25 protein-coding genes, 1 tRNA gene and 1 other RNA gene are annotated in these 25,946 nt (G+C 66.7%); 13 read left to right on the top strand and 14 right to left on the bottom strand.

Going from position 1 to position 25,946, the window contains the following annotated elements:
* Window positions 1–108: 108 nt before the first annotated feature.
* The gene (locus tag ACWRN3_RS17040; RefSeq protein WP_324644015.1) at window positions 109–924 is read right to left on the bottom strand and encodes an ABC transporter ATP-binding protein; all 816 of its coding nucleotides are present in this window, start codon (window positions 922–924) and stop codon (window positions 109–111) included.
* A gap of 317 nt (window positions 925–1,241) precedes the next feature.
* On the opposite strand from ACWRN3_RS17040, the gene ACWRN3_RS17035 reads away from it, so the two are divergent.
* Entirely contained in the window at window positions 1,242–1,667 is a 426-nt protein-coding gene (locus ACWRN3_RS17035) for a CoA-binding protein (RefSeq protein WP_255174320.1), read from the top strand.
* Between the two features lie 24 nt (window positions 1,668–1,691).
* On the opposite strand, the gene ACWRN3_RS17030 is transcribed toward ACWRN3_RS17035, so the two are convergent.
* Window positions 1,692–2,726, bottom strand: coding sequence for an isopenicillin N synthase family dioxygenase (locus ACWRN3_RS17030; protein ID WP_476741368.1), 1,035 nt, complete (start codon window positions 2,724–2,726; stop codon window positions 1,692–1,694).
* 45 nt (window positions 2,727–2,771) lie between these two features.
* Between ACWRN3_RS17030 and ACWRN3_RS17025 the strand changes: the two genes are divergently transcribed.
* The 5 genes from ACWRN3_RS17025 (at window position 2,772) to ACWRN3_RS17005 (ending at window position 5,412) form a co-directional block, all read left to right on the top strand.
* Entirely contained in the window at window positions 2,772–3,185 is a 414-nt protein-coding gene (locus ACWRN3_RS17025; protein WP_476741367.1) for an MmcQ/YjbR family DNA-binding protein, read from the top strand.
* A complete protein-coding gene (locus ACWRN3_RS17020) occupies window positions 3,178–3,726 on the top strand; it encodes a DUF1990 family protein (RefSeq protein ID WP_476741366.1) in 549 nt (182 codons plus the stop codon). Before ACWRN3_RS17025 ends, ACWRN3_RS17020 begins: the two co-directional genes overlap by 8 nt.
* A complete protein-coding gene (locus tag ACWRN3_RS17015) occupies window positions 3,723–4,043 on the top strand; it encodes a putative quinol monooxygenase (RefSeq protein ID WP_255174324.1) in 321 nt (106 codons plus the stop codon). The genes ACWRN3_RS17020 and ACWRN3_RS17015 overlap by 4 nt, the downstream gene beginning before the upstream one ends.
* A gap of 15 nt (window positions 4,044–4,058) precedes the next feature.
* Window positions 4,059–4,352 (top strand): DUF503 domain-containing protein, encoded by a 294-nt coding sequence (locus tag ACWRN3_RS17010; RefSeq protein ID WP_159633515.1) that lies wholly within the window; start codon window positions 4,059–4,061, stop codon window positions 4,350–4,352.
* A 208-nt stretch (window positions 4,353–4,560) separates the two neighbouring features.
* A complete protein-coding gene (locus ACWRN3_RS17005) occupies window positions 4,561–5,412 on the top strand; it encodes a hypothetical protein (RefSeq protein ID WP_476741365.1) in 852 nt (283 codons plus the stop codon).
* 77 nt (window positions 5,413–5,489) lie between these two features.
* Here ACWRN3_RS17005 and purL read toward each other — a convergent pair whose 3' ends face one another.
* The 3 genes from purL to purS are packed head-to-tail and all read right to left on the bottom strand — an operon-like array spanning window position 5,490 to window position 8,822.
* Window positions 5,490–7,799: a phosphoribosylformylglycinamidine synthase subunit PurL gene (gene purL, locus ACWRN3_RS17000; RefSeq protein ID WP_476741364.1), complete on the bottom strand. Its 2,310-nt coding sequence runs from the start codon at window positions 7,797–7,799 to the stop codon at window positions 5,490–5,492.
* Window positions 7,796–8,569 (bottom strand): phosphoribosylformylglycinamidine synthase subunit PurQ, encoded by a 774-nt coding sequence (gene purQ / locus ACWRN3_RS16995; RefSeq protein WP_159633509.1) that lies wholly within the window; start codon window positions 8,567–8,569, stop codon window positions 7,796–7,798. The genes purL and purQ overlap by 4 nt, the downstream gene beginning before the upstream one ends.
* Before the next feature lies 1 nt (window position 8,570).
* Window positions 8,571–8,822, bottom strand: coding sequence for a phosphoribosylformylglycinamidine synthase subunit PurS (gene purS / locus ACWRN3_RS16990; RefSeq protein ID WP_015935902.1), 252 nt, complete (start codon window positions 8,820–8,822; stop codon window positions 8,571–8,573).
* Window positions 8,823–9,091: 269 nt separating this feature from the next.
* Here purS and ACWRN3_RS16985 point away from each other — a divergent pair, with 269 nt between their 5' ends.
* Together ACWRN3_RS16985 and ACWRN3_RS16980 are read left to right on the top strand one after the other, a co-directional pair.
* The gene (locus ACWRN3_RS16985) at window positions 9,092–9,277 is read left to right on the top strand and encodes a hypothetical protein (protein ID WP_159633506.1); all 186 of its coding nucleotides are present in this window, start codon (window positions 9,092–9,094) and stop codon (window positions 9,275–9,277) included.
* Window positions 9,278–9,526: 249 nt separating this feature from the next.
* Complete coding sequence (locus tag ACWRN3_RS16980) at window positions 9,527–12,658, top strand: S8 family serine peptidase (protein ID WP_476741363.1); 3,132 nt, start codon at window positions 9,527–9,529, stop codon at window positions 12,656–12,658.
* 90 nt (window positions 12,659–12,748) lie between these two features.
* On the opposite strand, the gene ACWRN3_RS16975 is transcribed toward ACWRN3_RS16980, so the two are convergent.
* From ACWRN3_RS16975 to ACWRN3_RS16960, 4 genes are all read right to left on the bottom strand, one after another.
* On the bottom strand, window positions 12,749–13,081 hold the full coding sequence (locus tag ACWRN3_RS16975) for a subtilase-type protease inhibitor (protein WP_476741362.1): 333 nt from the start codon (window positions 13,079–13,081) through the stop codon (window positions 12,749–12,751).
* On the bottom strand, window positions 13,078–14,001 hold the full coding sequence (locus ACWRN3_RS16970; RefSeq protein ID WP_476741361.1) for a 3-methyladenine DNA glycosylase: 924 nt from the start codon (window positions 13,999–14,001) through the stop codon (window positions 13,078–13,080). The genes ACWRN3_RS16975 and ACWRN3_RS16970 overlap by 4 nt, the downstream gene beginning before the upstream one ends.
* Window positions 13,988–14,563, bottom strand: coding sequence for a serine protease inhibitor (locus ACWRN3_RS16965; RefSeq protein ID WP_476741360.1), 576 nt, complete (start codon window positions 14,561–14,563; stop codon window positions 13,988–13,990). The genes ACWRN3_RS16970 and ACWRN3_RS16965 overlap by 14 nt, the downstream gene beginning before the upstream one ends.
* A 75-nt stretch (window positions 14,564–14,638) precedes the next feature.
* Window positions 14,639–15,112, bottom strand: a complete 474-nt coding sequence (locus tag ACWRN3_RS16960) for a MarR family winged helix-turn-helix transcriptional regulator (RefSeq protein WP_324644022.1) — start codon at window positions 15,110–15,112, stop codon at window positions 14,639–14,641.
* 78 nt (window positions 15,113–15,190) lie between these two features.
* On the opposite strand from ACWRN3_RS16960, the gene ACWRN3_RS16955 reads away from it, so the two are divergent.
* The gene (locus ACWRN3_RS16955; RefSeq protein WP_255174332.1) at window positions 15,191–15,427 is read left to right on the top strand and encodes a hypothetical protein; all 237 of its coding nucleotides are present in this window, start codon (window positions 15,191–15,193) and stop codon (window positions 15,425–15,427) included.
* A gap of 117 nt (window positions 15,428–15,544) precedes the next feature.
* Window positions 15,545–15,760 carry a hypothetical protein gene (locus ACWRN3_RS16950; protein WP_159633488.1) on the top strand — a complete coding sequence of 72 codons (216 nt, stop codon included), beginning with the start codon at window positions 15,545–15,547 and terminating at the stop codon, window positions 15,758–15,760.
* 83 nt (window positions 15,761–15,843) lie between these two features.
* Here the strand turns inward: ACWRN3_RS16950 and ACWRN3_RS16945 are convergent, their stop codons facing one another.
* The 4 genes from ACWRN3_RS16945 to ffs form a co-directional block, all read right to left on the bottom strand.
* Window positions 15,844–17,202: an aspartate kinase gene (locus ACWRN3_RS16945; RefSeq protein ID WP_224024744.1), complete on the bottom strand. Its 1,359-nt coding sequence runs from the start codon at window positions 17,200–17,202 to the stop codon at window positions 15,844–15,846.
* 221 nt (window positions 17,203–17,423) lie between these two features.
* Window positions 17,424–18,023 carry a recombination mediator RecR gene (gene recR, locus ACWRN3_RS16940; RefSeq protein ID WP_141158226.1) on the bottom strand — a complete coding sequence of 200 codons (600 nt, stop codon included), beginning with the start codon at window positions 18,021–18,023 and terminating at the stop codon, window positions 17,424–17,426.
* A 73-nt stretch (window positions 18,024–18,096) separates the two neighbouring features.
* On the bottom strand, window positions 18,097–21,882 hold the full coding sequence (locus ACWRN3_RS16935; protein ID WP_476741359.1) for a DNA polymerase III subunit gamma and tau: 3,786 nt from the start codon (window positions 21,880–21,882) through the stop codon (window positions 18,097–18,099).
* A gap of 21 nt (window positions 21,883–21,903) precedes the next feature.
* An RNA gene (gene ffs / locus ACWRN3_RS16930) (signal recognition particle sRNA small type) lies at window positions 21,904–22,000 on the bottom strand.
* Window positions 22,001–22,392: 392 nt separating this feature from the next.
* On the opposite strand from ffs, the gene ACWRN3_RS16925 reads away from it, so the two are divergent.
* Window positions 22,393–22,477 (top strand) — tRNA-Ser (locus ACWRN3_RS16925).
* Between the two features lie 78 nt (window positions 22,478–22,555).
* Here the strand turns inward: ACWRN3_RS16925 and ACWRN3_RS16920 are convergent.
* Entirely contained in the window at window positions 22,556–23,491 is a 936-nt protein-coding gene (locus ACWRN3_RS16920; RefSeq protein WP_476741358.1) for an oxygenase MpaB family protein, read from the bottom strand.
* A gap of 185 nt (window positions 23,492–23,676) precedes the next feature.
* On the opposite strand from ACWRN3_RS16920, the gene ACWRN3_RS16915 reads away from it, so the two are divergent.
* A complete protein-coding gene (locus tag ACWRN3_RS16915; protein ID WP_476741357.1) occupies window positions 23,677–25,311 on the top strand; it encodes a M23 family metallopeptidase in 1,635 nt (544 codons plus the stop codon).
* A 52-nt stretch (window positions 25,312–25,363) separates the two neighbouring features.
* Window positions 25,364–25,876: a glutathione peroxidase gene (locus ACWRN3_RS16910; protein ID WP_476741356.1), complete on the top strand. Its 513-nt coding sequence runs from the start codon at window positions 25,364–25,366 to the stop codon at window positions 25,874–25,876.
* The last annotated feature ends 70 nt before the right edge of the window (window positions 25,877–25,946 follow it).

Raw genomic sequence — 25,946 nt, 5'->3', positions numbered from 1 at the left:
GGTGCGGAGAAGGGGTGGGCGGCCGGGTGCCGGGGAGGGGAGCGTGAAGTACGACGGCGGCAGGCGCCAACCGGCGCGGGTGGCGGTCCCGGAGGTGTCAGGGGGCGCTTAGTGCCCGTCGACGCCCAGCGTCGCCAGCAGCGAACTGCGCATGAGCGCGAGTTCGGCGGAGGCACGCTCGCGCGGCCGGCTGCCGGGCACCTCGATGGTCCTGACGATGGTGGCGCCTGGGCCTGCCGCATCAGGGCCAAGGACGATGATGCGGTCGGCGAGCTGAAGGGCTTCGTCAACGTCATGGGTCACCAGCAGGACGGTGGTGGGCTCTTCCCGGTGGATGTCCAGGAGCAGGTCCTGCATCTTGATGCGGGTGAGGGCGTCCAGCGCGCCGAAGGGTTCGTCGAGCAGCAGGACGCCGGGGTTCCGGGCCAGGGCCCGGGCAAGCGACGTGCGCTGTGCCATGCCGCCGGACACCTCACGGGGACGGTGTTTGGCGAAGTCCTGGAGCCCTACGAGTTCCAGGAGCCGCGCCACCTTGGCTTTGCCTTCTTTCGCGCTGGTTCCGGCAGGCAGTCCGATGGCGACGTTGGCCTGCAGGGTGTGCCAGGGAAGCAGCCGGGGCTCCTGGAAGGCAAAGGCGCACCGGGGATCGATGCCGTGCACGGGGGTGTCCTCGATGACCACCGACCCCGCGCTTGGATAATCCAGGCCGGCGGTGGCGCGCAGGAGGGTGGACTTTCCGCAACCGGAGGGTCCCAGGATGGCCAGCACCTCGCCCGCTGCCACGTCGAAGGTGACGTCCCGGAGGACGGTGTGGGCAGCGGAACCGGTACCGAATGTGCGGCGCAGGCCCCGGAAGGACACAGGAAGGGCTGGGGCGTGGGCGGTGCCCGCCCCGGCAGGCAGGGGCGACAAAACTGCGGTCATAGGATCACTCCATCGGTCCTGGCAGTAGCACCCTACGGAGCCAGCCGTCCGGAGTGGTTAGTTCCGGATACCCGCGGCTGCGGTCCTTGCTATCGCCGGGGCGTTGGGGCGCGTCCGGCGACCAGGGTTGCTGCGGCGTCATCGATCCAGGTCTCTCGGCCGCTCGGGATGGTCAGAGACCACTACACAGCAATGAATCGGCGAGAGCAAACTCTCGCGTGGGCCGCGTAATATTCGTTCACGCGGCCGTCTGCGAGTGGAGATCGTTCTTTTATTCGACGCTCCCCGAGTCCGGGCATGGCGCGTAGGCTGATCCCATGGGCCACACGAACGATCCTGCAGTCATTGAACGCCTCATGCGAACCAAGGGCCGCTGGGCCATCGTCGGCCTCACCACCAATGAGTGGCGCGCAGCCTACGATGTTTCGCTCTTTATCCGCGACAAGCTTGGCATGGACATCATTCCCGTCAACCTGCCCGGCGATGCTGTCCACGGCGAAACCGGGTACCCAACCCTGGCCGACATCCCGGCGGAAAAGCAGCCCATCGACGTCGTGGATTGCTTTGTGAATTCGCAGAAGGTGGGCAGCGTGGTTGACCAGGCCATAGCCGTGGGGGCCAAAGCGGTGTGGCTGCAGCTGGGCGTCATCGATGAAGCGGCGGCGGAGCGCGCCGAGGCGGCCGGCCTCGATGTGGTGATGAACGCCTGCCCGGCGCAGCTCGCCTGGAAGTACAAGCTGTAGCGCTTCAGCGGCCCCGGCACTTCATCAGCTGCGGCCCTGCATCAAGTGGGGATAATGCCGCTCTGTAACGTCAGGGTGCGCGCGCATACGGCCTTTGAGCATGTTCAGGCCGAAGGAAGCCAGCAGCGGGTTGGCGGGATCGTCCGTGATGCCGCGGGCCGCCGCCTTCAGCCCGGGAGCCAGCGGAACCGGTTCGATGACTGCATCGAGCCGGGGCGACCAGAAGAACGGTACCGAGTAGCGGTCCACACCCGGCGGCGGGGCCTGGACGCGGTGGATGGTGGCTGCGAGGTATCCCTCCGTGGCTACTTCCAGCATCTCCCCAAGGTTCACCACCAGGGCTCCCGGAAGGGGCTCCACGGGCAACCACTGGCTGGTGCCGGGCGGCAGTACCTCCAGGCCGCCCACGCCGTCCTGGAGCAGGAGGGTCACGAACCCGTAGTCGGCGTGCGAACCGACGCCCTGGTCACCGGCGGCTTCCACCACGCCGCCCACGTAGTGCACCAGCTTGCCCATCCACGCCGGGCTGTCCCGGAACGGTTCATCGAAGTAGTCCTCCGGCAGCTGCAGCGACACCGCGATGGCCCGCAGCAGCTCCATCCCTACCTCCGACATGAGTTCGGCCCATTCCATGGCGGCAGGCCTAAGCCCGGGGAACGCTTCGTCCGGCCAGAGGTTGGGCCCCTGCAGCAGCCAGAAGGGCTGGTCCTCCGGATAGTCCTTCACCGGCTCACGTTCCGGGGAGTAGTCGATCTGCTCCCTGGCGTCCGCCCGGCCCTGGGTCACTTCGGTGCCCATCCGGGTGTAGCCGCGGAAGTGCGGGGACAGCCTGTTGTCCAGCTTCATCCGTTCCTCAAGCGGCAGGCTGAAGAAGCGCCTGAGGAGGTCCAGCAGCTCTTCTGCCTGGCCAGGGCGGCCCCCGTAGCCGGTGATTTGGAAAAAGCCCACATCGTGGGTGGCATGCCGCAGCTGCTCGATGAACTCCGGGCTGAAGGGCCCGTAGGGCTGCCGTGCGGTACTCAGATCCAGAACAGGTATGGCTCCCTGGTCGCGTGACATCCTCGCAGACTAGCACCGTGCAGGCCTGCTTTATAGGCTTCCTTCATGGACCCAAACGCGCTGCGGACGATCTGCCTTTCGTTTCCGGGAGCCTACGAGGATTTTCCGTTCGGACCGGAAACATCGGTCTTCAAGGTCCGGGCCCACATTGCCGGCGGCGCCCGCCATGAGGCCAAGCTGTTTGCCCTGTCATCCATGGATGAGGACGACTTCTACGTGAACCTGAAGTGCGAACCGGCGCTCGCGGTTCAGTTGCGGGCGGTGCACCCGGCGATTACCGGTGCGTGGCACATGAACAAGGCCCACTGGAATGGTGTCCGCCTTGACGGTTCGCTGCCGGACACGATGATCAGGGACATGGTGGAGGACTCCTACGACCTTGTGGTGTCAGGCTTGAGTCGGAAGCAGCAGGAACAACTGGGGTGGGCCCGCCCCGGGAAGGAAGGCAGCATTGACTGACAAAGCAGCGGCCAGGCTGGACTACCCGGGAGTCGGAGGCACGGAACAAGGCACCGCTCCCGAGGGGTACGGCCGTGTCCTGGAGGAGGCGCGGCTGGGGACCGGACTGGACGTTTACCGTCGCGTGGCGAACGGCATCCTCGCCTGGGAGCTGCAGCGGCGGGCGGGGCTGCGCGTCCGCGCAGATTCGCCGAAGGCTGTCCCCGGCGCACGCGTGGTGAGCGGATTCGGCGTCGGGCCCTTCCGCCTGCCGGCCCCCTGCCAGGTGGTGTGGGTCCATGAGCCGACGCCGGACGGTGTTCCGCAATCGGCGGGTTTTGGCTACGGGACGCTGCCCGGACACCCTGCCCGCGGGGAAGAATCCTTTGAAGTGGAGATTAACAACCAGGGGGAGGTATGGCTGCGGATCCGGGCGTTCAGCAGGCCTGCCAACTGGTTCTACGCGGCCGGCGGCGTGGTCACCCGTGCGGCGCAGCGCTACGTTACTTCCCGGTACATTGAAGGGGCACGCAGTCTCGCCGCGGAAGGAAAATCCCAGTGATCTTTATTGTCGTCAAGTTCAAGGTCAAGCCCGAGTGGTCCGAGCGCTGGCCTGCCCTCGTGGCGGACTTCACCGAAGCCACCCGGAAGGAATCCGGCAACCTCTGGTTCGACTGGTCCCGCAGCCTGGACGACCCCAACGAATACGTCCTGGTGGAGGCCTTCAAGGACGACGCCGCCGGCGACCACGTCAACAGCGACCACTTCAAGAAGGCCATGGCGGACATGCCGCAGGCCCTCGCCGAAACGCCAAGGATCGTCAGCCGGCAGCTCGACGGCGATGGCTGGGACCGGATGGGCGAGCTCACCATCGACTAGGGGAGGTCCGGAGCCATGTGGATTGGCTGGATCGAGTTCGACATCCTCCTTGGCGACGTGCACAGCCTGAAGGAGAAACGGTCAGTCGTCAGACCGCTCCTGGCCGAGCTCAAACGCCGCTTTGAGGTGTCGGTCGCCGAGGTGGGGGATCACAGCCAGTACCGGCGCACGCAGCTCGGCGTCGGCCTGGTGGCAGCGGACCGGCCACACCTCATGGAGGTGCTTGCCGCCGTCGAACGCTTTGTGGCCGGCCGGCCCGAGATCGAGCTGCTCAGCGCCCGCCAGCGCGAGCTCCACAGCGAGGACTGACCCCGCCGATTGCTGAGTAAACGCCCTTTTGGCGCCTCAAAAGGGCGTTTACGGAGCAGTCGATGGAGGATGTGGATAACTTCTGCGGACATGCGGCTCCTTCTGCTCTGATGTAGCAATGAAGACTGCACGTCCGCTTCCTGAAGTACTTGAGGGCAGGCCCTTCACTGCGGCTGAGGCGGCAAGGGCGGGGGTCTCAGCCAAGCGCTTGAGGCATCGTTCCCTCAGCAGGCTTGGTAAGGGCATCAGAGCAGACGGCCCGACGGCGGAGCTTGCGTTGGCCATGCGGGTGCGGCCCTTCATCGAAGTCAACGAGCTGTGTGCTGCCTCGCACGTTACGGCCGCGGAGCTTCATTCGCTGCCGCAGCGGCGCCGGGACGACGCCTTCGACGCTTTCCACCTCATCCGTCCCGAGGGCGCAGCCCACCTGGACCGGCCCCACGTCATCGTGCACCGCATGAAGCTGTACGGGGACGAAGTCGCAACGATGGACGGGATTCCGGTGACAACGCCGGAGCGGACGTGGCTCGACATGGCGGAGCTGCTGTCCATCGATGAAATCGTGGCCATGGGGGATGCCTGCGTTCGCGTTCCGCGCCTCGAATTCGAGGGCCGAAGCATGCCGCTGTGCAGCATGTGGGATCTGCAGCGGACGATTGACAGGCACCGGGGAAAGCGGGGACTCCGGAAGGCCAAGGAGGCCCTGGAACTCATCCGCGTCGGATCGGATTCGGCCCAGGAAACCATGCTCCGGCTCGCGATTGTCCGCGCGGGCCTGCCCGAACCGGAGTTGAATGTGCCGATCATTACTGAGGACGGCGTCAGGCATCATGAGCCGGACCTGTCGTACCGCAAATACAGGATCGGAATCGAGTACGAGGGCGAGCACCACGGCGAGGACAGCCAGATCGCCAGGGACATAGCGCGCTCTGAACGGTACGCCGACTTGGGGTGGACGGAGGTCAGGATCTCCAAACGCCACATGGTCAACGATGCGAAACCGGCCGCGGCCAAAGTCCTTGTTGCTTTGGCCGCGGCCGGCTGGCGAAGGGGTTCTTAAAAACGATTGCTCCGCAACCGCCGTTTTGAGGGTTCAAAAGGGCGGTTACGGAGCAGTCGATGGAGGGTGTCGGGGGATTAGCCGAAGTACTTCGGCAGGGTTCCCTCGTGGGCTTCGCGGAGGGCGTCAAGGGAGAGGCTCTCCACGCCGTTGATCTCCAGCTTGCCGCTGGCAGCGTCCACTACGCCGATGCGCGTGTGCGCGAAGCCGCGGGCGGTGCACATGTCGGTGAAGCGGACTTCCTCGGACCGCGGGACGCCCACAATGGCGCGGCCCTGGGACTCGGAGAAGAGCGCCGTGAACAGGTCCACGCCGTCCCGGTCCATGATGTCCTGCAACGCGATCCGGGCGCCCACGCCGTAGCGCAGCGAGGACTCAACCAGCGCTGCAGCCAGGCCGCCCTCGGAGAGGTCGTGCGCGGAGTCGATCATGCCGTCGCGCGAAGCGTTGATCAGGATCTCGCCCAGGGCACGTTCTGCCTCAAGGTCGACCTTCGGCGGCTGGCCGCCCAGGTGGCCACGCATGTTGGCCCACTCGGAACCGTCCAGCTCGGCGCCTGTGGTGCCCAGCATGTAGATGGCCTGGCCGTCTTCACGCCAGCCCGACGGCGTGCGGCGCGCGACGTCGTCGAGCTTGCCCAGGACTGCCACCACGGGGGAGGGGTGGATGGGCGTGGTGCCCGTCTGGTTGTACAGCGAGACGTTGCCGCCGGTGACCGGGATGCCAAGCACCATGCAGGCGTCGGACAGGCCGCGGATGGCCTCTGCCAGCTGCCACATGACGTCCGGATCCTCCGGGGAACCGAAGTTCAGGCAGTCGCTGACGGCCATGGGAATGCCGCCCGCGGTGGCGACGTTGCGGTAGGCCTCGGCCAGTGCCAGCTGCGCGCCGTGGTACGGGTCCAGGTAGGTGTAGCGGCCGTTGGCGTCGGTGGCCAGGGCCACGCCCAGGCCGGATTCCTCGTCAACGCGGACCACGCCGGCGTCGTCGGGGAAGGCCATGGAGGTGTTGCCGCCCACGTACCGGTCGTACTGGTTGGTGATCCAGGACTTGGAGCACATGTTCGGCGACGCCACAAGCTCCGTCACGGCCGCAGCCAGCTCAGCCGGAGCGGCCGGGCGGCCGGCATCCTGCACCGAACCGGTGAAGGTGTCAGCCTGGACGGAATCCTGCCACTCGGGACGGGCGAACGGGCGGTCGTAGACCGGGCCGTCGTGCGCCACGGTGCGGGGATCGACGTCGACAATCACGTCGCCTTCCCAGGTGATGATGAGGCGCCCGGTGTCAGTGACCTCGCCCAGCCAGGAGTACTCCACGGCCCACTTGTCCATGACGGACTCGAACGCTTCCACGTTCTCCGGGGTGACCACGGCCATCATGCGTTCCTGCGACTCGGACATCAGGATTTCGCCCGGGGTCAACGTGGGGTCGCGCAGCAGGACGGAGGTCAGCTCAACCTGCATGCCGCCGTCGCCATTGGAGGCAAGCTCGGACGTGGCGCAGGAGATGCCCGCAGCGCCAAGGTCCTGGATGCCTTCCACCAGGGAGCCCTTGAACAGCTCCAGGCAGCACTCGATGAGGACCTTCTCCGCGAAGGGGTCGCCCACCTGCACCGCGGGGCGCTTGGAGGGCTTGGTGTCGTCAAAGGATTCGGAGGCCAGCACCGAGGCGCCGCCGATGCCGTCACCGCCGGTGCGTGCACCGAACAGGACCACCTTGTTGCCCTTGCCGGAGGCGTTGGCCAGGCGGATGTCCTCGTGGCGCATGACGCCCACTGCGAGGGCATTGACCAGCGGGTTGCCCTGGTAGACGGAGTCGAACACCATTTCGCCGCCGATGTTGGGCAGGCCCAGGGAGTTGCCGTAGCCGCCGATGCCGGCCACGGCGCCGTGCATGACGCGCGCCGTGTCCGGGTGGTCGATGGCGCCAAAGCGCAGCGGGTCCATGACGGCCACCGGACGGGCACCCATGGAGATGATGTCGCGGACAATGCCGCCGATGCCGGTCGCCGCACCCTGGTAGGGCTCAACGAACGACGGCGAGTTATGCGATTCGATCTTGAAGGTCACGGCCCAGCCGTCCCCCAGGTTGGTCACGCCGGCGTTTTCGCCGATGCCCACCAGCATGTCCTTCTTCATTTCCTCGGTGACCTTCTGGCCGAACTGGCGCAGGTGGTTCTTGGAGGACTTGTAGGAGCAGTGCTCGCTCCACATGACGGAGTACATGGCCAGCTCGGCGCCGGTGGGGCGGCGGCCCAGGACCTTGACGATCTCATCGAACTCGTTCTGCTTCAGGCCCAGCTCGGCCCAGGGCAGCTCGGTGTCCGGAGTCTTCGCAGCGTTCTCGACGGTGTCGATGTTGAATTTCTTGGTGGTTTCGGTGGTCACTTGTCGCCTCCCACAATCTTGTTCAGTACGGAGGTGAAGAAACCGAGTCCGTCGGTGTCGGACCCGCCGATGCCGTCCAGCGACTCGGGGCCGAAGCCCGGTTCCACGGCGTGCTCCGGGTGCGGCATGAGGCCTACCACGTTGCCTGCGGCGTTCGAGATACCGGCGATGTCGCGGCGCGAGCCGTTCGGGTTGAAGCCCACGTAGCGGAAGACGACGCGGCCCTCGGCCTCAAGGGCGTCCAGGGTTTTTTCGTCGGCGATGTACTGGCCGTCCTGGTTCTTCAGCGGGATGGTGATCTCCTGGCCCGCCTCATAGTCCAGGGTCCACGCCGTGTTGCTGTTCTCAACCCGCAGTACCTGGTCGCGGCACAGGAACTTGAGGTGGTCGTTCTTGATCATCGACCCGGGCAGCAAGTGCGATTCGGTGAGGATCTGGAAGCCGTTGCAGATGCCCAGGACGGGCAGCTTGGCGTCGGAGTTGGCGGCGTCGATGATTTTGGACATCAGCGGCGCAAAGCGGGCAATGGCGCCGGCACGCAGGTAGTCTCCGTAGGAGAAACCGCCGGGGATGACCACAGCGTCCACGTCACCGAGCCCGGTGTCGCCGTGCCAGAGTTCGACGGCGGTGGCACCGGCCAGGCGCACGGCGCGGGCGGCGTCCCGGTCGTCAAGGGTGCCGGGGAAGGTAACGACGCCGATCCGGGCGCCGGCGAGGCGCGGCTCCGCCGCGACGGCGACAGCCTCGCCAATCAGGGGAAGTTCAGTCATCTCAGGCCTCGACGACCTCGACGTTGACGACGTCCTCGATCACCGGGTTGGACAGGAGGGTTTCGGCGGCGTCGCGGGCCTGGGCCAGGATTTCCTCCGTCACCTCGCCGTCGACCGTCAGTTCGAAACGCTTGCCCTGGCGGACAGAGCTGAAGCTGGTGAAGCCCAGCCGGGGGAGAGCGCCAACGATTGCCTTCCCCTGCGGGTCCAGAATCTCGGGCTTGGGCATGACGTCAACAACGATCCGGGGCATCCGGCAACTCCTGTGCGTGAGCTTGGGTAAGGGCGCAGCGGAGTGGTGCCGTCTCACGCCGTACCGGGGGTGTCGGGGACAAAGGTCACCTGCGTTGGTTCACCATGAGGTCGGGCGCTCCGCGAGCTTGCTTTACCATTCTACCGGCCCGGGCGCATCCCTTTGAATCGCAGGGGCCCGTGCAGCGGAACCGCGCAAAACGCCGGGGCCGCAGGGCCGTTCTTTGGCTGGTTCTGGAGTTGCCGGGAGGCCTTCACTAGGATTGCTGGATGGCTGAGAATTCGAAGTCCGTGCTGTTGCCGGTGGTTGCCGCTGCCGTGTTCGCCGGTCTGGGCCGGATGGTGTTCCAGAAGGTGAAAGCGGACCGGCTGGCCCGCGAGACCCGGGTTGCCGGACCTGTGGATGAAAAGACCAGGCAATGGATCAGTGATGTGGTGCGCACTCCCCGGCAGTAGCGCGGGCAGGCTTCCTCCGCTCCTTGCAGGGCGTCCTTCGGGGCGCCCTTTTTTAGTTCCCTAATCCTTCAGGGGTCCCCGTATGACAAGCGAAATTTTCCTGAATGTGCCCTATGTCATATCGCGCTATCAGTCTGTACCCTGTGAACAGTCTGGTCGCGGCAAATTACAAAACCTGTAATTCCCTCTGCAGTGCCAGTCATTGGGGCGCCCACCAAGTATGGGCCGCACATCGTGAAAGGGTTGCACGTGAAATCAACTGGAAAGAGCCCTTCGCGGGCTGGGGGACTCCGGAAGGCGGCCGCGCTGGCCGTCGGGCTGCCCCTGATCCTCAGCTCGCTGGCCGTGGCTCCCGCTTCGGCGGCGCCTGGCGTCCAAGGCCCGGGAAGTGTTTCCTCCAGCGCAAAGGACAGTCAGTTCAAGGACGGCCGGTACATCGTGGTACTCGCCGGCCCGGCCGCCGCGGCATACGAAGGGGGAGCTGCAGGGCTTGGTGCGACCAAGCCCCAGCTGGGCAGGAAGCTCGACGCCGGCAGTCCCAACTACAAGGCGTACGACGCCCACCTGCGCAACCAGCAGCGGGACGTTGCAGCGGCCCAGGGCGTCACCCCCGCCAAGCAGTACACCGCAGCCCTTAACGGGTTCACAGCGGAACTGACCGCGGTGCAGGCCGCCGCACTGTCCAAGGACAGCAGGGTCCTGGCCGTGGCACCGGACGTCGAGAACAAGCCCGACTACAGCACCACCGACTTCCTCAAGCTCACCGGCCCCGACGGCGCCTGGGCCCAGCAGTTCGGCGGCGAAGCCAAAGCCGGCAAAGGCGTCGTGGTGGGCGTCATCGACTCCGGCTACGCGCCGGACAACCCCTTCCTCCAGGGCGAACCGCTGAAGCCGCTGCAGGGCGACCCTCAGGTCGGCGTTCCCTATCGCACCGGTGACGGCAGGATAGCCATGCTTAAGGCGGACGGCACCACCTTCGAGGGCGAATGCCAAAAAGGCCAGGGGACCGGGGCATCCTTTGACGGATCCCTCTGCAATTCCAAGGTCATCGGCGCCCGCTATTTCGCGGATTCCTTCCTTCAGTACGTGCCCCCGGCAGAGCGTGCCCCGGAAGAGCAGATCTCCCCGGTGGACGTGGGCAGCCACGGCACGCACACCGCCACCACGGCCGCCGGCAACGCCAACATCGAACAGGTGATCGACGGAGCCAGCTTCGGAAAGAGCTCCGGCATAGCCCCCGCCGCCAAGGTTTCGGTCTATAAGGTCTGCTGGGAGGATACGAACCCGGACACCGGCGGCTGCTACTCCTCGGCGTCGGTTGAGGCCGTGGACGCAGCCATCAAGGACGGCGTCGACGTCCTGAACTATTCCATTTCGGGCAACAACAACAGCACCACCGACCCCGTGGCACTGGCATTCCTGAACGCTGCGGCCGCCGGGATCTTTGTCTCGGCCTCCGCGGGAAACTCCGGCCCCACGGCCTCCACGGTGAACCACGCGTCCCCGTGGCTGACCACGGTTGCTGCGTCCACCTTCCCCAGTGACCTCCTGGGAACGGTCAAGGTGTCCGACGGGTCGCTGTACCGCGGCGCGTCGATCATGAAGTCCGAAGTGGCGGACAAGCCCGTTGTCGTAGCTGCTGCTGCGGCCGCCCCCGGCGCGGCCAACCCCAACCTCTGCGGTCCGGGAACCCTTGACGCCGGCAAAGTGGCCGGCAAGGTAGTCGTCTGCGACCGCGGCGTGGTGGACCGGACCGCCAAGAGCCAGGAAGTCCTGGCCAAGGGCGGCGTGGGCATGATCCTGGTCAACCTCACCAGCAGCTCCGAGGACGCCGACAACCACGTCATTCCCACCGTCCACGTCAACGCCCCCAAGAGCCTGGAACTGAAATCCAAGCTGGAAGCCAACCCGGCGCTGACCGTCAGCCTGGTCAAGGGCGACCTCACCGGCCTGCCCCCGGCAGCCGCACCCCAGATCGCCGGCTTCTCATCCCGCGGACCCACCCTGGCATCCGGCGGTGACCTGCTGAAGCCGGACATCTCTGCCCCCGGCGTGAACGTCCTGGCCGGCGTCTCCACCATCGGCAACCACGGCGCCCAGTTCGGATTCATGTCCGGTACTTCCATGGCAGCCCCGCACATCTCCGGTTTCGGCGCCCTGGTGCTGGGCAAGCAGCCCAAATGGACCCCCGCCAGGGTGAAGTCCGCCATGATGACCACCGCCTATCCGCTGGTCAACGCCGATGGCACCCCCAACACGGATCCCTTCCAGGGGGGCGCCGGCCACATCGATTCCACCCGGGTGCTTGATCCCGGACTGGTCTACGACTCCGGCATCCAGGACTGGCTTGGCTTCCTGAACGGACAAGGGGTGCAAACCGGGGCGCCACAGGCAGGCACCATTGCTGCCCGCGACCTCAACCTGCCCTCGATCGCCCTGGGCAGCCTGGTTGGAGAGGTCCAGGTGAAGCGCAAGGTGACCGCCCTGGTGCCGGGCATGTACCGTCCAGAGGTAAACATGCCGGGCTTCAACGTCAACGTCGAACCCAAGGCCCTGAACTTCGCCAAGGCCGGCCAGACCCGTGACGTAACCCTGACCATCCGGAACGTCAGCGCACCAATGGGCAAATTCAGCACCGGAAGCCTCACCTGGAAGGGTCCCCGGACGGTGACGTCACCAATCGCCATCCGTCCCGTCGACGCCCAGATCGCCCCGTCCTTCTCCTTCAGCTCGGCTACGGGCACCGGCAGCGGCACCATGGAGCTTGTCTCCGGCTCGGACAACCCCATCGCCGTAGGCGTGGAAGGGCTGGCGCCGCTGGGCCAGACCGCCATCACCAAGACCCCGGGCGCGTATGCCCCGACGAATGATGCGCACAACGCCCTGGTCCAGGTAAACGTGCCGGCCGGCACGTCGTTTGCCCGGCTCGGCATCCAGGCGCAGTCGAACGACGTCGACTGGGACATGGTGGTTTACGCGCCGAACGGAGCGGGTGGCCTCACGGCCACCCAGGTGGCAACGGCATCCGCCAGTGAGTTCCTGGACCTGGAATCACCCCGTCCCGGAACCTACTACGTGGTGGCCAACCTGTATGCCACACCTGACAACGGCCCCGCCACTGCCTCCGTCCAGGCCGTGACATTTGCGGGGGACGCGGGCAATCTCACGGTGAACCCGAACCCCATCGTGGCGCCGAACGGAACCGCCACCTCGGCGACGCTGAACTGGACCGGCCTTGCTGAGGGTTCCTACCTCTCACGGTTGAGCCTTGGCAGCAACGGCATCAAGACGTGGGTGAACGTGCAGGTGGGACCGGGCTCCGCGCCCGCCCCGGCCGGCGCTCCCCAGCTTGGCCTGGCGCAGGCGGTACCCGCCACCTGACCGGGAAGACATGGGGGGGAGGTCCCGGGTGGTCGTCAGGCTACCCGGGACCTTTTTCGTTCCGGCCGCTTTCGTTCCTGCCGCAGGACGCTACGTGGCCGTCCCGCCCAGCAGGGGGCCCATGGCCTTCCAGCGTGCGATTTCGCAGCCGTCGGTACGGGAGAAGGTCGATTGGACGGCACGCCCACGGTACATACCCGTGACCACGGCAACCTGCGGGCCACCGTACTGCTGCGTGCACAGTTTGGGCGGCCCCGGCTTGGGGAAAAAGATGTCTTCGCCGAACCGCTCCACGGCGGCAATGGCCGCCACGGGCTCGGGCAGGGTGGTCCCGGCAGCCGGGTGCCCGTCCTTTGATACCAGCCGGAACACGTGTTCGGGAGCGTCGGGGTGGTCACGGATGCTGATGGTCAGGTCTATCACCGTGGCGCTCCTTCCGCGATGACCCCGAGCTCCGCTGCCAGCCGTTCCCGCAGGGCACCCGCTTCCGCTGCGAAAGAGCGTTGGTGCTCAACATAGGCGGCCTTGCCATGGTGCGTCTCAATGGGGATGGCGGGATACCCCCAGTCGGCCAGGTCGTACGGGGATGCCTGCATATCCATGGCCCTGATCCGCCACGACAGTTCGAAGCAGTCCATCACCAGCTCGCTGGGCAGCGCCGGCAGCAGTTTGTAGGCCCATTTGTAGAGGTCCATGTTGGCATGCAGGCATCCCGGCTGCTCCATGTGCCGCTGCGATTCCCGGCTGGGTGAATGCTCGTTGAGCGGGATGGCGTCCGGGGTGTAGAACCGGAACGCGTCGAAGTGGGTGCAGCGGATCCTGTTGTCCTCCACCACCTTGTCCGTACCGGCCGCACCCAGCCGCAGCTGCAGGTATTCATGGCGGAGGTCGAACTTGTCCTGCCGGTAGACCATGGCCCACTCGTGCAGGCCGAAGCAGCTAAACTGCGCCGGCCGGGCGGCGGTCCCGCGGAGGATCGTGCCGGCGAAGGCCACTGCATCCCTGCGGTCGGCCAAAAAGGCGTGCCGGTCGAAGGTGACCGCGGTGCTTCCTGCAGGCAGCCCCAAGGAGGCAAGCTCGCCGTCGTCGAGCGTCCGGTAATGCTTCCAGCCGAGCCGCCCGGCTGCCTGGGCGCCGGTGAGGACTGCGCCGGCACCGGGGTGCCAGCGCTTCAGCTGGCCGGGTTTCTGGGTGTAGTAGGTGAAGAGGAAGTCCTCCACCGGGTGTTTCTGTCCCGCGGACCGCCGGGCCAGGTATGGATCGGCATAGCGGCTGACGCGCTGCAGGTGGGCCTTTTCCCTTGCCTGCGCACTGTCCGCCGCCAGGAGCTTAAGAGGCTCCACCGGATGCGCCCAATACGTCCTTGGCAGCGTCCCATGCGCTGATCTCGCATCCGTTGGTCCGCGAAAACTTTGAATCCACGGCGATGCCGTCCACCATGCCCGTGACGGCGGCCGTCTGGGGGCCGCCATACTGCTGGGTGCACGGCTGCGAGGTTCCCGGTGCGGCCGGAGCCGCGATGGCCGGATTGGCTTTCAGGGCCGCGCAGGCGGCAGCTGCGTTGGGATGGCTGCTTTCCGCGGCCGGCCCGCCTGAGGAGCAGACCAGGGTGTAGTTGACTTCGGGCGCGCCCGGGGACGGCACCAGGGTGATGGCGAGTTCAGCGTTCCCCTGCCCCGGGCCATTGCCAGGCCGTGACGTGTCGGGCGCAGGAGCCGGCACTGACGTTTCGGTGTCGGGGGAGGGGGCTGCGGAGCCCGCGGGAGAGCTTCCCGGGGCCGTGGAGGTTGAAGCGGAGGAAGGCGCTGTTGCCGTGGACGTGCCGCTGTCAGGAGTGCCGCTGCAACCGGAGACCAGCCCAGCACCGACCGCCAGGAATGCCGCGAGCATCCGAAATTTCCGCATCAGGCCACCTCTCCTTCGTCCAGTAATTCTAGTCGCTTGGCGTACGGCGGCAGGTTTCCGTTTGGCCGCAATCATTCACTGGGAGGTGGCGGCGATCAGTCCCATCATTGACGCGTGCAGTTCGGTGACCTGCCCGCGGGTCAACCCCAGACGCTCCATCATGGTCCCCGGCACCTGGAGCGCCTGCTCCCGCAGGGCGGCGCCTTTGGGTGTCAGTTCGACGGCGAGTGCGCGCTCATTGCCGTCCGCACGGCGCCGGGTGATGAGTTCCGCTGCTTCCAGCCGGCGCAGAAGCGGGGAGATGGTGGCCGGTTCCTGGGCCAGGGCTTCACTGATGTTCCGGACAGTGCGGGGGCTGTCTTCCCAAAGGCAGAGCATTACCAGGTACTGCGGGTGGGTGAGGTTGAGCTTCTCGAGCACGGGCTTGTAGGCGCCCACCACGCTGCGGGCAGCCACGGTAAGCGCAAAGCAGAGCTGATGCTCGAGCAGCAGGTCTTCCTCGTGGGCTGAGTCGGTTTCTTTTGAGTCCGTTGCCGCTGTGGCAGTCATTGGTCCTCCGATTGTTAGTGCACTAATGATTAGTGTACATTGGTGTTAGGTTGGATAGTGAGTGGAAGGAACCTCTTCATGGGCAGGTCCGCGGACAAGGGCAACGCCTCCCAGCGCTTCATGCGCGCCACCGGGAAGTTGAGGGCCGTATTCGGTCCCGCCAGCCGCACCGCGCTGGCGCATGACATGACGGACGAGAACCGCCGTCTGCTGGCCCAGCGCCAGGCGGAGACCCAACAGTGGGAGACCATCACCAGGCCGGACGGCAGCACCTATGTAGTGCCGCGGAATCCTGAAGACCGCTCCCTGCGGTAGCGATTCCTTCGCTTTACGCCGGAGCCTTTTCCGCGTCCCGGGCATAAAATGGGGGCACTGGCTCCTGCCGGGGCCGGCTGCACTTTCGCCCGATGGTCGGGAAGGGGGTGGAAAACAGTGGCACATGTCCTTACCAGTTTCATGGGCCTGACTGACAGGCTGCGCTTCGTCTTTGGTCCTGCCACCCGACTGGACGCCGACGCGCCCGTGGTGCACAAACACGACGAATTCGAGCAGGCCTCCGAAGAGGACCTTTCGCATTTCGTGGTGGAAACCGACTCAACCGGCCACCACTACGCGGTACGCCGCGAAGATTTGGAACGCGAAACCTGATTCATCCTGGATGCTTCCAGAGACAGAAAAGCCGGGCTGCCTTCTCCTTTTGGGGAAAGGGCAGCCCGGCTTTTCGTTGGCGATCAGCGGCCGGTGCCGCCGTATACCGTCGCTTCGCTTTCGGTGTCGAGCCCGAATGCCTTGTGGATGACCCGCACGGCCTCGTCCAGCAGATCGGCGTGCGTGACCACCGAGATGCGGATTTCCGAGGTGGAGATCATGTTGATGTTGATGCCGGCGTCGGAGAGTGCCTTAAAGAACGTGGCGGAGACACCGGGGTGGGACCGCATGCCGGCGCCGATCAGGGACAGCTTGCCGATCTGCTCGTTGTATTCGATGGCCTCGAAACCGATCTGGTCCTGCGCGGCGTGAAGGGCGGCCAGGGCATCGGCGCCTTCAACGATGGGCAGGGTGAAGGAGATGTCGGTCTTGCCCGTGCCGTGGGTGGACACGTTCTGGACGATCATGTCGATGTTCGAGTGCGCGTCGGCGATGACCTGGAAGATTGCGGCGGCCTTGCCGGGGATGTCGGGGACGCCGACTACGGTGACCTTCGCTTCGGAACGGTCATGCGCAACGCCGGAGATGATTGGCTGCTCCAAGGCAACTCCCTCTTGAGTGGTGATCTTGTCGTCGGCGCTGGGGATGACCCAGGTGCCTTCATGCTGGCTGAATGAGGAGCGGACGTGGAGCGGGACGCCGAAGCGGCGGGCATATTCCACGCAGCGCAGGTGGAGGATCTTGGCGCCGGAGGCCGCGAGTTCCAGCATCTCCTCGCTGGAGATCGTGTCGATTTTCTGGGCTGACGGGACCACGCGCGGATCGGCGGTGAAGATGCCGTCCACGTCGGTGTAGATCTCGCAGACATCCGCTTCGAGGGCTGCCGCGAGTGCCACGGCCGTGGTGTCGGAACCGCCGCGGCCCAGCGTGGTGATTTCGTTGGTGGCCCGGGTCATGCCCTGGAAGCCTGCCACGATGGCGATGTTGCCCTTGTCCAGGGCGGTGCGGATGCGGTGGGGGTCGACGTCGATGATCCGCGCCTTGCCGTGGATGCCGTCGGTAATCATGCCGGCCTGGGACCCGGTGAAGGACTGGGCGGAGGCGCCGAGCTTGTTGATGGCCATGGCCAGCAGCGCCATGGAAATGCGCTCGCCGGCAGACAGGAGCATGTCCATTTCGCGGGCGGGGGCGGAGTCGGTCACCTGTGCGGCGAGGTCCAGGAGCTCGTCGGTAGTGTCGCCCATTGCCGAGACGACCACCACGACCTCGTTGCCGGCCTGCTGGGCATCAACGACGCGCTTTGCAACGCGCTTGATGCCGTCAGCGTCCGCGACGGAGGAGCCGCCGAACTTCTGCACAATGAGTTGTTTGGTCACCGCGCCGGAGGCGGGTGCCGCCAGCGGCTGTGTTGCGTTGTGCACTTCGGTGGTGGGCGTACTCATGCGCGTACCTTCATCGGATCAATTGGAGTTCTGGAGGCCAGGCAGCCTGACGCTGGACGGCGCGGCTTTCCTCCACAGTTTATCGCCGCCCCCGGAGGGACGTTGAATTGTGACCACATTCCGGCCATGGGGTGCCGCGCCAGCCGCGGACAGGGCTGTGGACAGGGCCGCGGCACGTCCGGCCCGGCGAGGAGTACGACGGCGGGAGGCCGCCGGGTGCCTCAGCCCAGGGCGTTCCGGCGTCCTTCGAAGGCGCGGCCCAACGTGACCTCGTCGGCATACTCCAGGTCGCCGCCCACGGGAAGCCCGGAGGCAAGGCGGGTCACTGCGATGCCGATCGTCTTAAGCATCCGGGCCAGGTAGGTGGCCGTTGCCTCACCCTCCAGGTTGGGGTCGGTGGCGATGATGACTTCCTGGATCTCACCGTCGTTAAGCCGGGTGAGCAGTTCGCGGATCCGCAGCTGCTCCGGTCCCACACCCGCGATGGGATTGATGGCCCCGCCCAGCACATGGTACCGGCCACGGAATGAACGGGTGCGCTCCACCGCCAGGACGTCCTTTGACTCCTCCACGACGCAGATCACGGCGGGGTCGCGGCGGGGATCGCGGCAGATGTTGCACAGCTCCTGCTCCGTGACGTTGCCGCAGACGGTGCAGAACTTCACCCGTTCCTTGACGGTGGTGATGGCCTCAACCAGCCGCTTCATGTCCTGGGGGTCGGCTTCAAGAATGTGGAATGCCAGCCGCTGTGCGGACTTGGGCCCCACGCCCGGAAGGCGTCCAAGCTCATCGATCAGCTCCTGGACAGCACCTTCGTACACGTTTCCCTCTTTAGCTTGGTGTGAATAGCGGATGGATCAGTCAAATGGCAATGCCCGGCGGCAGGCCGGGCCGTCAATAGCGTGGCGTAACCGGGCTTCCGTCCAGGGACCGCTCCTCGATCAGTTTCCCGCCCAGGATGCGTTCGACGGCGGCCCGGCCGAAGACACCTGACTCCTCGATGGTTTCATCGTCGGCGCTTGGTATGTCCTGGACGTAGGCACTCGGGGTGGCGGCGGCCCTGGCCGGCGCCTTGGCGCGTCCTGCCTCAGCTTCGGGGCTGTTGGACAGCCGCTGGTACAGGCTTTGCCGCGTTTCCGTTCGTCCGGCCGCCGGTGCAGAAGTCCCTGCAGAAGCCGGCGCGGCATTTCCTGGCTGTGGCCGGGAGGGTACGGCCGGTGCCTGCGTAACGGAGGCATGCGCCACCGCCGCCTGTGCACCCGGTGCCTGGGAAGCGGTTGCCTGTGTAACCGGTGCCTGAGCAACAGTGGCCTGGGCAGCGGAAGCATGTGTGACCGGTGCAGGTGCGGCGGCCGCCATGGCGAATTCGGGTACCGGAGCGTGGTCCGGGGACTGGGCCTGATACGCACCCGCAGCCGGCTCCGTCCGGCCGGAGCCGAAAACTGCCCCCGCGGCCCAGTCTGGCCCCGCTGCCGCAGCAGCCGTGGCCGTCGAGGCCACGGGAATGGAGGGCGGCACCTGGGCGGTTGCGGGCTCGTAATGGGGGACGGCGGCGGACGCCCCAATGTTGTCATTCGCGGATGCAGGTGTTGGCTTGGCGCCGACGTTGCTCTTGTCTCCCACTACCCATATGCCGGGTGCCTGTTCCACGGCCCGGGTCCAGGGATCGTGGGCGGCACCAGCATGCTGGGAAGCCGGTTGGCCAGCGGGTTGGGAAGCGGTGCTAGAGCCTGGCCCGCCGGGCGCAGTCCCCTGGGGGCGCGCGGCAGCTGCAGGGTGGGCGCCGTCTGCCGCCTGGTCGATGCCAGTGGCAGGGGAGGGTGGTGCCGTCCGGTTGCCCGGACGCGCGGAGGGCTCCCAGTCCATGGGGGGTTCCTCATCCAGCGGGGGAGCGTCCTCATCCCGCGGCGGTCCCCAATCGTCATCAGAGTAGGAGTAGTCGCCTCCGGCAGGCGGGTACGCGGGGTGTGCGGAATTCGTGCCGGAGGTGTCGGCAGCGGTTCCTGCAGCCCGGGCGCTGGCACCGGCGGTGGCACTGGGGCCAGACCCCGCAGGATCCATGCCGTGGTTGCCCCGCGCGTTGGCGTCGGCCGCCGGGCGTGCCCCCGGAGAGGTGGCAGCCGGAGAGGTTGCGCCCGGAGAGGTGGCACCTGCAGGGGCGGCCGTGGGTGCGGCCGAAGGGCTTGCGGCGACAGCGGAACTTCCCGAACTGCCGTAAGGGGCGGTGCTTCGCGCGGCGGGGGTGCTGCCGGCAGCGGCCGGGCTTCCGGAACTACCGCTCAGCGGCATTCCGGTGCCCGCCGCTGCTGCGGGTACGTGAACCGCTGGGGATGCCTGGGCTGGGGCTTGGGCCGGAGCAGGAGCCAGGCCCCAGGCAACGTCAGCTGAGGTGGCCGGAACCACCGGGCTGGCGGGAACTTTTGGGTTTGGCTCAGAGCTCGCTTGGCTGGCGCCGCCGGCAACCGCCTGGATCTGGCAGTCGATGCCGACGGTCTTGTGGATGGCCTGGCGCAGGTTGTCCGAATGGTCCGCCCTGCCGAAGGCGCCGGCAAGCCCGGACGTGGTGAAGGACAGGGTCAGGACACTGCCGTCGAACGCCTGGACCTGCGCATTGGGTTCAACGAGGGCCCAGGTGCTGCGCTTGATTTTGGACAGTGCCTGCAGGACATCCGGCCAGGCCCTGCGAAGGACCTCCACGTCGCCCATGGCCGGGGGGTTGGCTGGGGCGGACCCGCCGGGTGCTTGGTGGTGCGCTGCGGGAGCCTGATGGACAGGGGCCTGCGGTCCTGGCACCTGCTGGCCTGGCATTTGAGCGCCGGGGGAGTTGCTGCCGGGCCCGTGGGTGGCAGGCACCTGGTCGCTTTGGGCCTGCGGCCGGTCCGGGACGCGGGGCGCAGCGGACTGGCTGGGCGCTGGCCGGTCTTCCTGTCCCCGCGGCGCTGCATTGTCGTGGCCCTGCGGCGCTGAGTTGTCCTGGCCCTGCGGCACTGCCTTGTTTTGCGGCGCTGAAGAGGCCCGCTCGGCGGGGTTGATGGTCCCCGCGCCTGCGGCAGAACCTTGGGAGCCCTGTGGTGTCCGGGGCCGGGACGGTTCCTCGACGGGCCAGTCGCTGGTGCTGACCCGAGGTGGTGTCAGGGGACTGCGGGCGCCGTCAGAGGCGGGAGCACCCTGTCCGTCCCCGGAACCGGGCATAGCGGGAGCCGCCGGTCCGTCCCCGGAACCGGGCATAGCGGGAGCCGCCGGTCCGGCCTGGGCCGACGCGGATTGGGCAGGGGCAGCCTGGGCGGCGGAAGAGTGGGCCGCAGCAGTATTGGCAGAAGGCTCCGGGGCGGCGGAGCCGTGCGCGCGCTGGGAATCCAGCGGGGAACCGGCGGGAGTGGCAGCTGGTGCCGTTGGCTGGACTGCCGCCGCTGGTACCGTCGCCGCTGGTACCTCCGCCGATGCCGGCGTAGCCGTGGCGGGAGCGCCGACGTCGTTTCCGGCGTAGTTCAACCGCCGTTCCACCCGGTCGATCCGGGCTGCCATGCCGCGCTCATTCTGTTCAGCGCTGGGCAGCAGGATCCGGGCGCACAAAAGTTCCAGGTGCAGCCGGGGGGACGTGGCCCCGGTCATTTCGGTCAGGGCCGTGTTGGTAACATCAGCGGCCCGGGAAAGCTCCGCCGCGCCAAGGTTATGGGCCTGGTTCTGCAGCCGCGCGATCTGGTCCTCCGGCATCCCGCGCAGGATGGCGTGGGCGCTCTCGGGCATGGCCTGCACGATGATCAGGTCGCGGAAGCGCTCCAACAGGTCCTCTACAAACCGGCGGGGATCGTGGCCGGTCTGGATGACCCGGTCCACCGCGCGGAAAACGGTGGCGGCATCGGAAGCAGCCACGGCTTCCACGACGTCGTCCAGCAGTGAAGCATGGGTGTAGCCGAGCAGGGCCACGGCGAGCTCATAGTCCAGCCCGTTGGGTCCGGCGCCTGCCATGAGCTGGTCCAGGACGGAGAGCGAATCGCGGACGGAGCCGCCGCCGGCGCGGATGACCAGAGACAGGACGCCAGGGGCGACGGGAACGTTTTCCTGGCGGCACAGGAGCTCCAGGTACGCCATCAGGGGCTCAGGCGGCACCAGCCGGAACGGGTAGTGGTGCGTCCGGGAACGGATGGTTCCAATGACCTTGTCCGGCTCCGTGGTGGCGAAGATGAACTTGATGTGTTCCGGCGGCTCTTCCACGATCTTCAGCAGGGCGTTGAACCCGGCGGAGGTGACCATGTGGGCTTCGTCGATGATGAAGATCTTGTAGCGGTCCCGCACCGGGGCGTAGGTGGCGCGCTCGCGGAGGTCCCTGGCGTCGTCAACACCGCCATGGCTCGCGGCGTCAATCTCGATGACATCAAGGGAACCTGAACCGCCACGGGCCAGTTCAACGCAACTGGGGCAGGTCCCGCAGGGGGTGTCCGTGGGCCCTTGGGCGCAGTTAAGGCAGCGGGCCAGGATGCGGGCGGACGTGGTCTTGCCGCAGCCCCTGGGGCCGGAGAAAAGGTAGGCGTGGTTGACGCGGTTTTTCCGCAAAGCCGTCATCAGCGGCTCGGTGACATGCTCCTGGCCAATAACGTCAGCGAACGAGTCGGGACGGTATCTGCGGTACAGGGCGGTAGTAACTGTCACAGAGAAAACCCTACCAATCCGGGCTGACATCATGCCGCCCTGTGGGGGAATAGTAAAGACCCCCCATGCACCCGCCAGAGCCCGTCTACCCTTGCTACCTTCCGGTCCTGGGGGAGTTCAACAGGATGACGCCACATGAGGGGCCGTCAGATACTTTACCCGAACATTCGGTCCGACTCGAATCGGACCGGGCGCCGCCGGCGGAGGCCCTGGCACGTTGCCTGCACCCTGCCCGTGGATGCCCGGCTACGGTTTCCATTGCTTATCCCCGCCCCAGCCGGGATCATGGCTATGTACACCGATTGGGGCAATCTCAAGGTTGTGAGCTGCGTGGCCTGGCTTAACGGGGCTGGACCCGGCAGCTCAACGGTGCAACAGGGAATGGGCGCATTGGGGGCGTCCATTTTCAGGTTAAGGCAACCATCGCCGTACCCCTTTGAGGCGGGATGCGGCCGGCAAAAAACCGATGCCGGATGGGCCAATTGGGCGATGCGGAAAACTTCAGGTAATCTAGTACCTGCTTTTGATTCAGAAGCAGTTGGAGAATTCGCCTAGCGGCCTATGGCGCACGCCTGGAACGCGTGTTGGGTTAACGCCCTCGGGGGTTCAAATCCCCCATTCTCCGCCGGTCAAGAACCCGGCCCCGGTAACCCGGGGCCGGGTTCTTGCTTTTCCGCCTCCGTTACGGCCTTCTGGTTGGTGGTCAGGCCAGATCTGCCAGCGGTTCACCAAGCCGCCTCAGGCGCTGCCTCGCTGCTGTTTCGCTGGGACCCATCCCCCTCCGGGGACCGCCCAGGGCCAGGTGGACGACGCCGAGCACCACCTTTGTGGTTAACCGCACGGGCAGGGGAAACGGGCCCAGCCGTGGAAGAGAGAGCCCCAGCATCTGGCGGTACCGGGGTTCCAGGCTGTAGACCGCAGCGGCAAACAGGATCCGGTAGCCAGGCTTCAGCAGCGGATGCAGGGGCGCATTGCGGATGAACTCCACCGTTTCCTTGACGCGGCCGTCCGCCCGCAGCTCGCCCTGCGCGTACCAGCGTTCCAGTTGGCTGCGCATCTGCGCTTCCGTCAGCGGCGAGTCTTCCACACCCATCAGCCGCCCGGCCTGGGCCCACTCCCGCACGTAGGCGTCCTGGCCGCCTGGGATGGGGCTGCCCCAAATTCTGTGGGCTGCGAGGAAGCCGTCCGTGAAGGCCAGGTGGATCCAGTTGGCCAACCCGGGATCGTTGGCACTGTAGGTGCGCACTTCGCCGTCGTTGTCCTTGTAGTTGCCCTGGACAGGCTCATGCAGGCGGCGGACGCGCCGTGTTGCCTCCTCCGCGGCGTCCGTGGATCCATAGGTCACCGTAAAGATCCAGCGGATGGTGTTGGCCAGCCGGCGCAGGGGATCGTCACGGAAGTTGGAGTGCTCGTGCACCCCCGCCAGCGCGCCGGGATGGAGCGACTGCATGAGCAGCGTGCGGATTCCACCCACGATCGGCGTCATGGAGCCGTGCACCGCCCACACTGCCGAGCCGGGCAGGTGGTAGCCCACGTCTTCGCCCTCGGCCAGCTTGAGCGTCCAGTCCGGCGGGGCGTCGGCCCTGCCCGAGAAGGTCTTCTTGATTTCGTCCTGCCAGGTACGAAGGACATTGCGCATGAGACATTGTTGCCCATTTGCGCCACGCACGGCTGGATCCGGCAGAGACGCGCAGCTCCGCCCCCTAACGACCCACAAAAAACCCGCATTGTCCGGCTACGGGGTTTCCACGCCTGCGGTCCTGTGGTCCCATGGGACATACCGTCGAGACACCGTGCGGCAGGCCACGTCGTGGAGTCAGTCAATTGGGCAAGAATTCCGTGCCCGGCAACAGCAAGCCGGACCAGCGTACCCTTCCCCCCGTTGCCCGGGCCGTTGCTGCTGCCGGCGTGCTGGCGGCGTCCGTCTGCGCCGTCAACCTTTCCGCCGGCTCCGCTGAACCGCCACAGTTGGCGCGATCGGTTGCCGGAACCGGCACCACTCAGGGCAGTGCCGCCCCGTACGGAACGTCCGGAACGGCGAAGCTCCGGGAAGGGCACAGCGAACCAGCCCCCACGGCAACAGACCAGCTTGGCGCCGCTGCCCTTCCGCCGGCCATCTTCTCCAATCCACCTGTGGCATTGGCCTTCCCGCACACGTCCATTGGCGGCGTCGACCAGAGCGCCAGGGCGGCCCTCACGCTGGGCCCGGCCGGTGCCGGCAGGCCCTTGCCCGGCTTCCTCATGGCGCCCCTGCAGCTTCTGGACCCGAGCTCGCCGTTCGGGTTCCGGGTCAGCCCGATCAGCGGGGCAGCGGGAGACTTCCACCTGGGCCAGGATTACGCAGCCCCCTGCGGAACTCCCGTCTACGCCGCTGACTCCGGTGTTGTGCGGGCGGCCGGCTGGCACCCCTGGGGCGGCGGCAACCGGATTGAGATTGACCACGGCGACGGGCTCATCACCACCTACAACCACCTCGAATCCATTGGTGTGCACACCGGCGACCAGGTGCGGGTGGGCCAGGTCATCGCGCGCGTTGGGACCACCGGATGGTCCACGGGCTGCCACCTGCATTTCGAGGCAATCCTGAATGGCCGCTACACCAACCCCTTGAGATGGAACTTCCTCCAGCTCCGTGCAATGGACCAGGCCCTTCCGGCTGAGATGGTTTCGTACGTGCCCGGCACGGGGTTGTCCGGCGGCAGGATCAGCTGGACCATCCCCCTCCAGGTTGACCCGGGAGACGGACTCCCCGCAGCCGGGCTTCAGGTTTCACCCTTCCCGCCGCTTTTCGTACCAGGCCCGGCACCCTCGCCATCCCAGGCAACGGGCATCGTGCTGCCCGCTCCGAACGTGCAGTTGACGACGACGGGGCCGCCGGCCGCTGAACCGTCGGTAAGTGCCGCGCCGCCTTCGCCCGCGGCGGCGCCCAGCGATCCGTCGACCATCCCTGCAAGCCCAACGCTGGCTCCGTCACCGACCGAGCCATCGCCGTCGCCCGCTTCGCCAACCCCTACGTCACCAAGTCCCACGCCGACGCCCACTTCGCCAACCCCTACGTCACCAAGTCCCACGCCGACGCCTTCGCCGTCTCCCACTGACCCTGCCAGCCCAACGCCCACGCCGACGCCCACGACTTCACCGACTCCCGTCCAGCCCACACCCACCGAACCGGCTCCGGCGCCATCGCCGGTTGAGCCTGCGCCCGCTCCGGCCCCCGCTCCGGCCCCCGCACCCGAACCCGCCCCGGCTCCTGCTCCGATTGAGACCGCACCTGCGCCCGCCCCGGCCCCCGCTCCCGCCCCCGAACCGGTGCCAGCACCGGTTGAGCCCGCCCCGGCACCCACCACTGCCGCCCCGGCGCCTGCCCCCACCCTCCCGCCCGCGGAGCCTGCCCCAACGCCGACCCCAACCCACACCCCTACGTCGACTGAACCAGTACCGACGGCGCCCCCGGCCTAGGGAATTTGCACCCGGAACCCGTACGGCGCCCCGCCGGCACCGAATCCCTTGCATGAACATCTCTCCTCTGACACGCAGCCAGCGACCCCTCTATCCGATCCCGCTGATCCTGAACGATGGCACCAGGACAAATTTCGGCCAGTTCAAGGGAAAAGTGGTGTTGGTGGTCAACGTGGCGTCCAACTGCGGCTTCACGCGGCAGTACGCCGCCCTGGAGGCCCTCTACGGCAAGTTCCGCGACCGGGGGTTCGAGGTCCTGGGCGTTCCGTGCAACCAGTTCGCAGGGCAGGAGCCCGGGACCGACAGCGACATTGCGGACTTCTGCGAACGGAATTTCGGTGTCACGTTCACGTTGACGGCCAAGGCAGAGGTCCGCGGCAGAAACCAGCACCTGCTCTATTCAGAGCTCACCAAGTTCAAGACCGGGCTGCTGCCGGGGCTGGTGAAGTGGAATTTCGAGAAGTTCCTGGTCAACCGCGAGGGGGACGTGGTGGCGCGGTTCGCCCCCACGGTCGAGCCCGACTCGGCAGAGATCCTCGACGCCATCGAGCAAGCGCTCGGATAAAGGGTGGCCGGCCGAATTTGCCCTGCAAAAGCGCAGTTCTTTTAACTTTTTCCACATCAGCGGCGGAGAT

The sequence above is a fragment of the Pseudarthrobacter sp. rb genome, assembly GCF_056389225.1.
Note: the sequence above shows the minus strand (reverse complement) of the source record. Positions and strands in the feature narration are given on the sequence as shown.

Bases quoted from the DNA above. Each gene is read 5' to 3' on its own strand.
- ACWRN3_RS17040 (WP_324644015.1), bottom strand. From the start codon at position 924: ATGACCGCAGTTTTGTCGCCCCTGCCTGCCGGGGCGGGCACCGCCCAC.
- ACWRN3_RS17035 (WP_255174320.1), top strand. From the start codon at position 1,242: ATGGGCCACACGAACGATCCTGCAGTCATTGAACGCCTCATGCGAACC.
- ACWRN3_RS17030 (WP_476741368.1), bottom strand. From the start codon at position 2,726: ATGTCACGCGACCAGGGAGCCATACCTGTTCTGGATCTGAGTACCGCA.
- ACWRN3_RS17025 (WP_476741367.1), top strand. From the start codon at position 2,772: ATGGACCCAAACGCGCTGCGGACGATCTGCCTTTCGTTTCCGGGAGCC.
- ACWRN3_RS17010 (WP_159633515.1), top strand. From the start codon at position 4,059: ATGTGGATTGGCTGGATCGAGTTCGACATCCTCCTTGGCGACGTGCAC.
- purQ (WP_159633509.1), bottom strand. From the start codon at position 8,569: ATGACTGAACTTCCCCTGATTGGCGAGGCTGTCGCCGTCGCGGCGGAG.
- purS (WP_015935902.1), bottom strand. From the start codon at position 8,822: ATGCCCCGGATCGTTGTTGACGTCATGCCCAAGCCCGAGATTCTGGAC.
- ACWRN3_RS16985 (WP_159633506.1), top strand. From the start codon at position 9,092: ATGGCTGAGAATTCGAAGTCCGTGCTGTTGCCGGTGGTTGCCGCTGCC.
- ACWRN3_RS16965 (WP_476741360.1), bottom strand. From the start codon at position 14,563: ATGCGGAAATTTCGGATGCTCGCGGCATTCCTGGCGGTCGGTGCTGGG.
- ACWRN3_RS16960 (WP_324644022.1), bottom strand. From the start codon at position 15,112: ATGACTGCCACAGCGGCAACGGACTCAAAAGAAACCGACTCAGCCCAC.
- ACWRN3_RS16955 (WP_255174332.1), top strand. From the start codon at position 15,191: ATGGGCAGGTCCGCGGACAAGGGCAACGCCTCCCAGCGCTTCATGCGC.
- ACWRN3_RS16945 (WP_224024744.1), bottom strand. From the start codon at position 17,202: ATGAGTACGCCCACCACCGAAGTGCACAACGCAACACAGCCGCTGGCG.
- ACWRN3_RS16935 (WP_476741359.1), bottom strand. From the start codon at position 21,882: ATGTCAGCCCGGATTGGTAGGGTTTTCTCTGTGACAGTTACTACCGCC.
- ACWRN3_RS16920 (WP_476741358.1), bottom strand. From the start codon at position 23,491: ATGCGCAATGTCCTTCGTACCTGGCAGGACGAAATCAAGAAGACCTTC.
- ACWRN3_RS16910 (WP_476741356.1), top strand. From the start codon at position 25,364: ATGAACATCTCTCCTCTGACACGCAGCCAGCGACCCCTCTATCCGATC.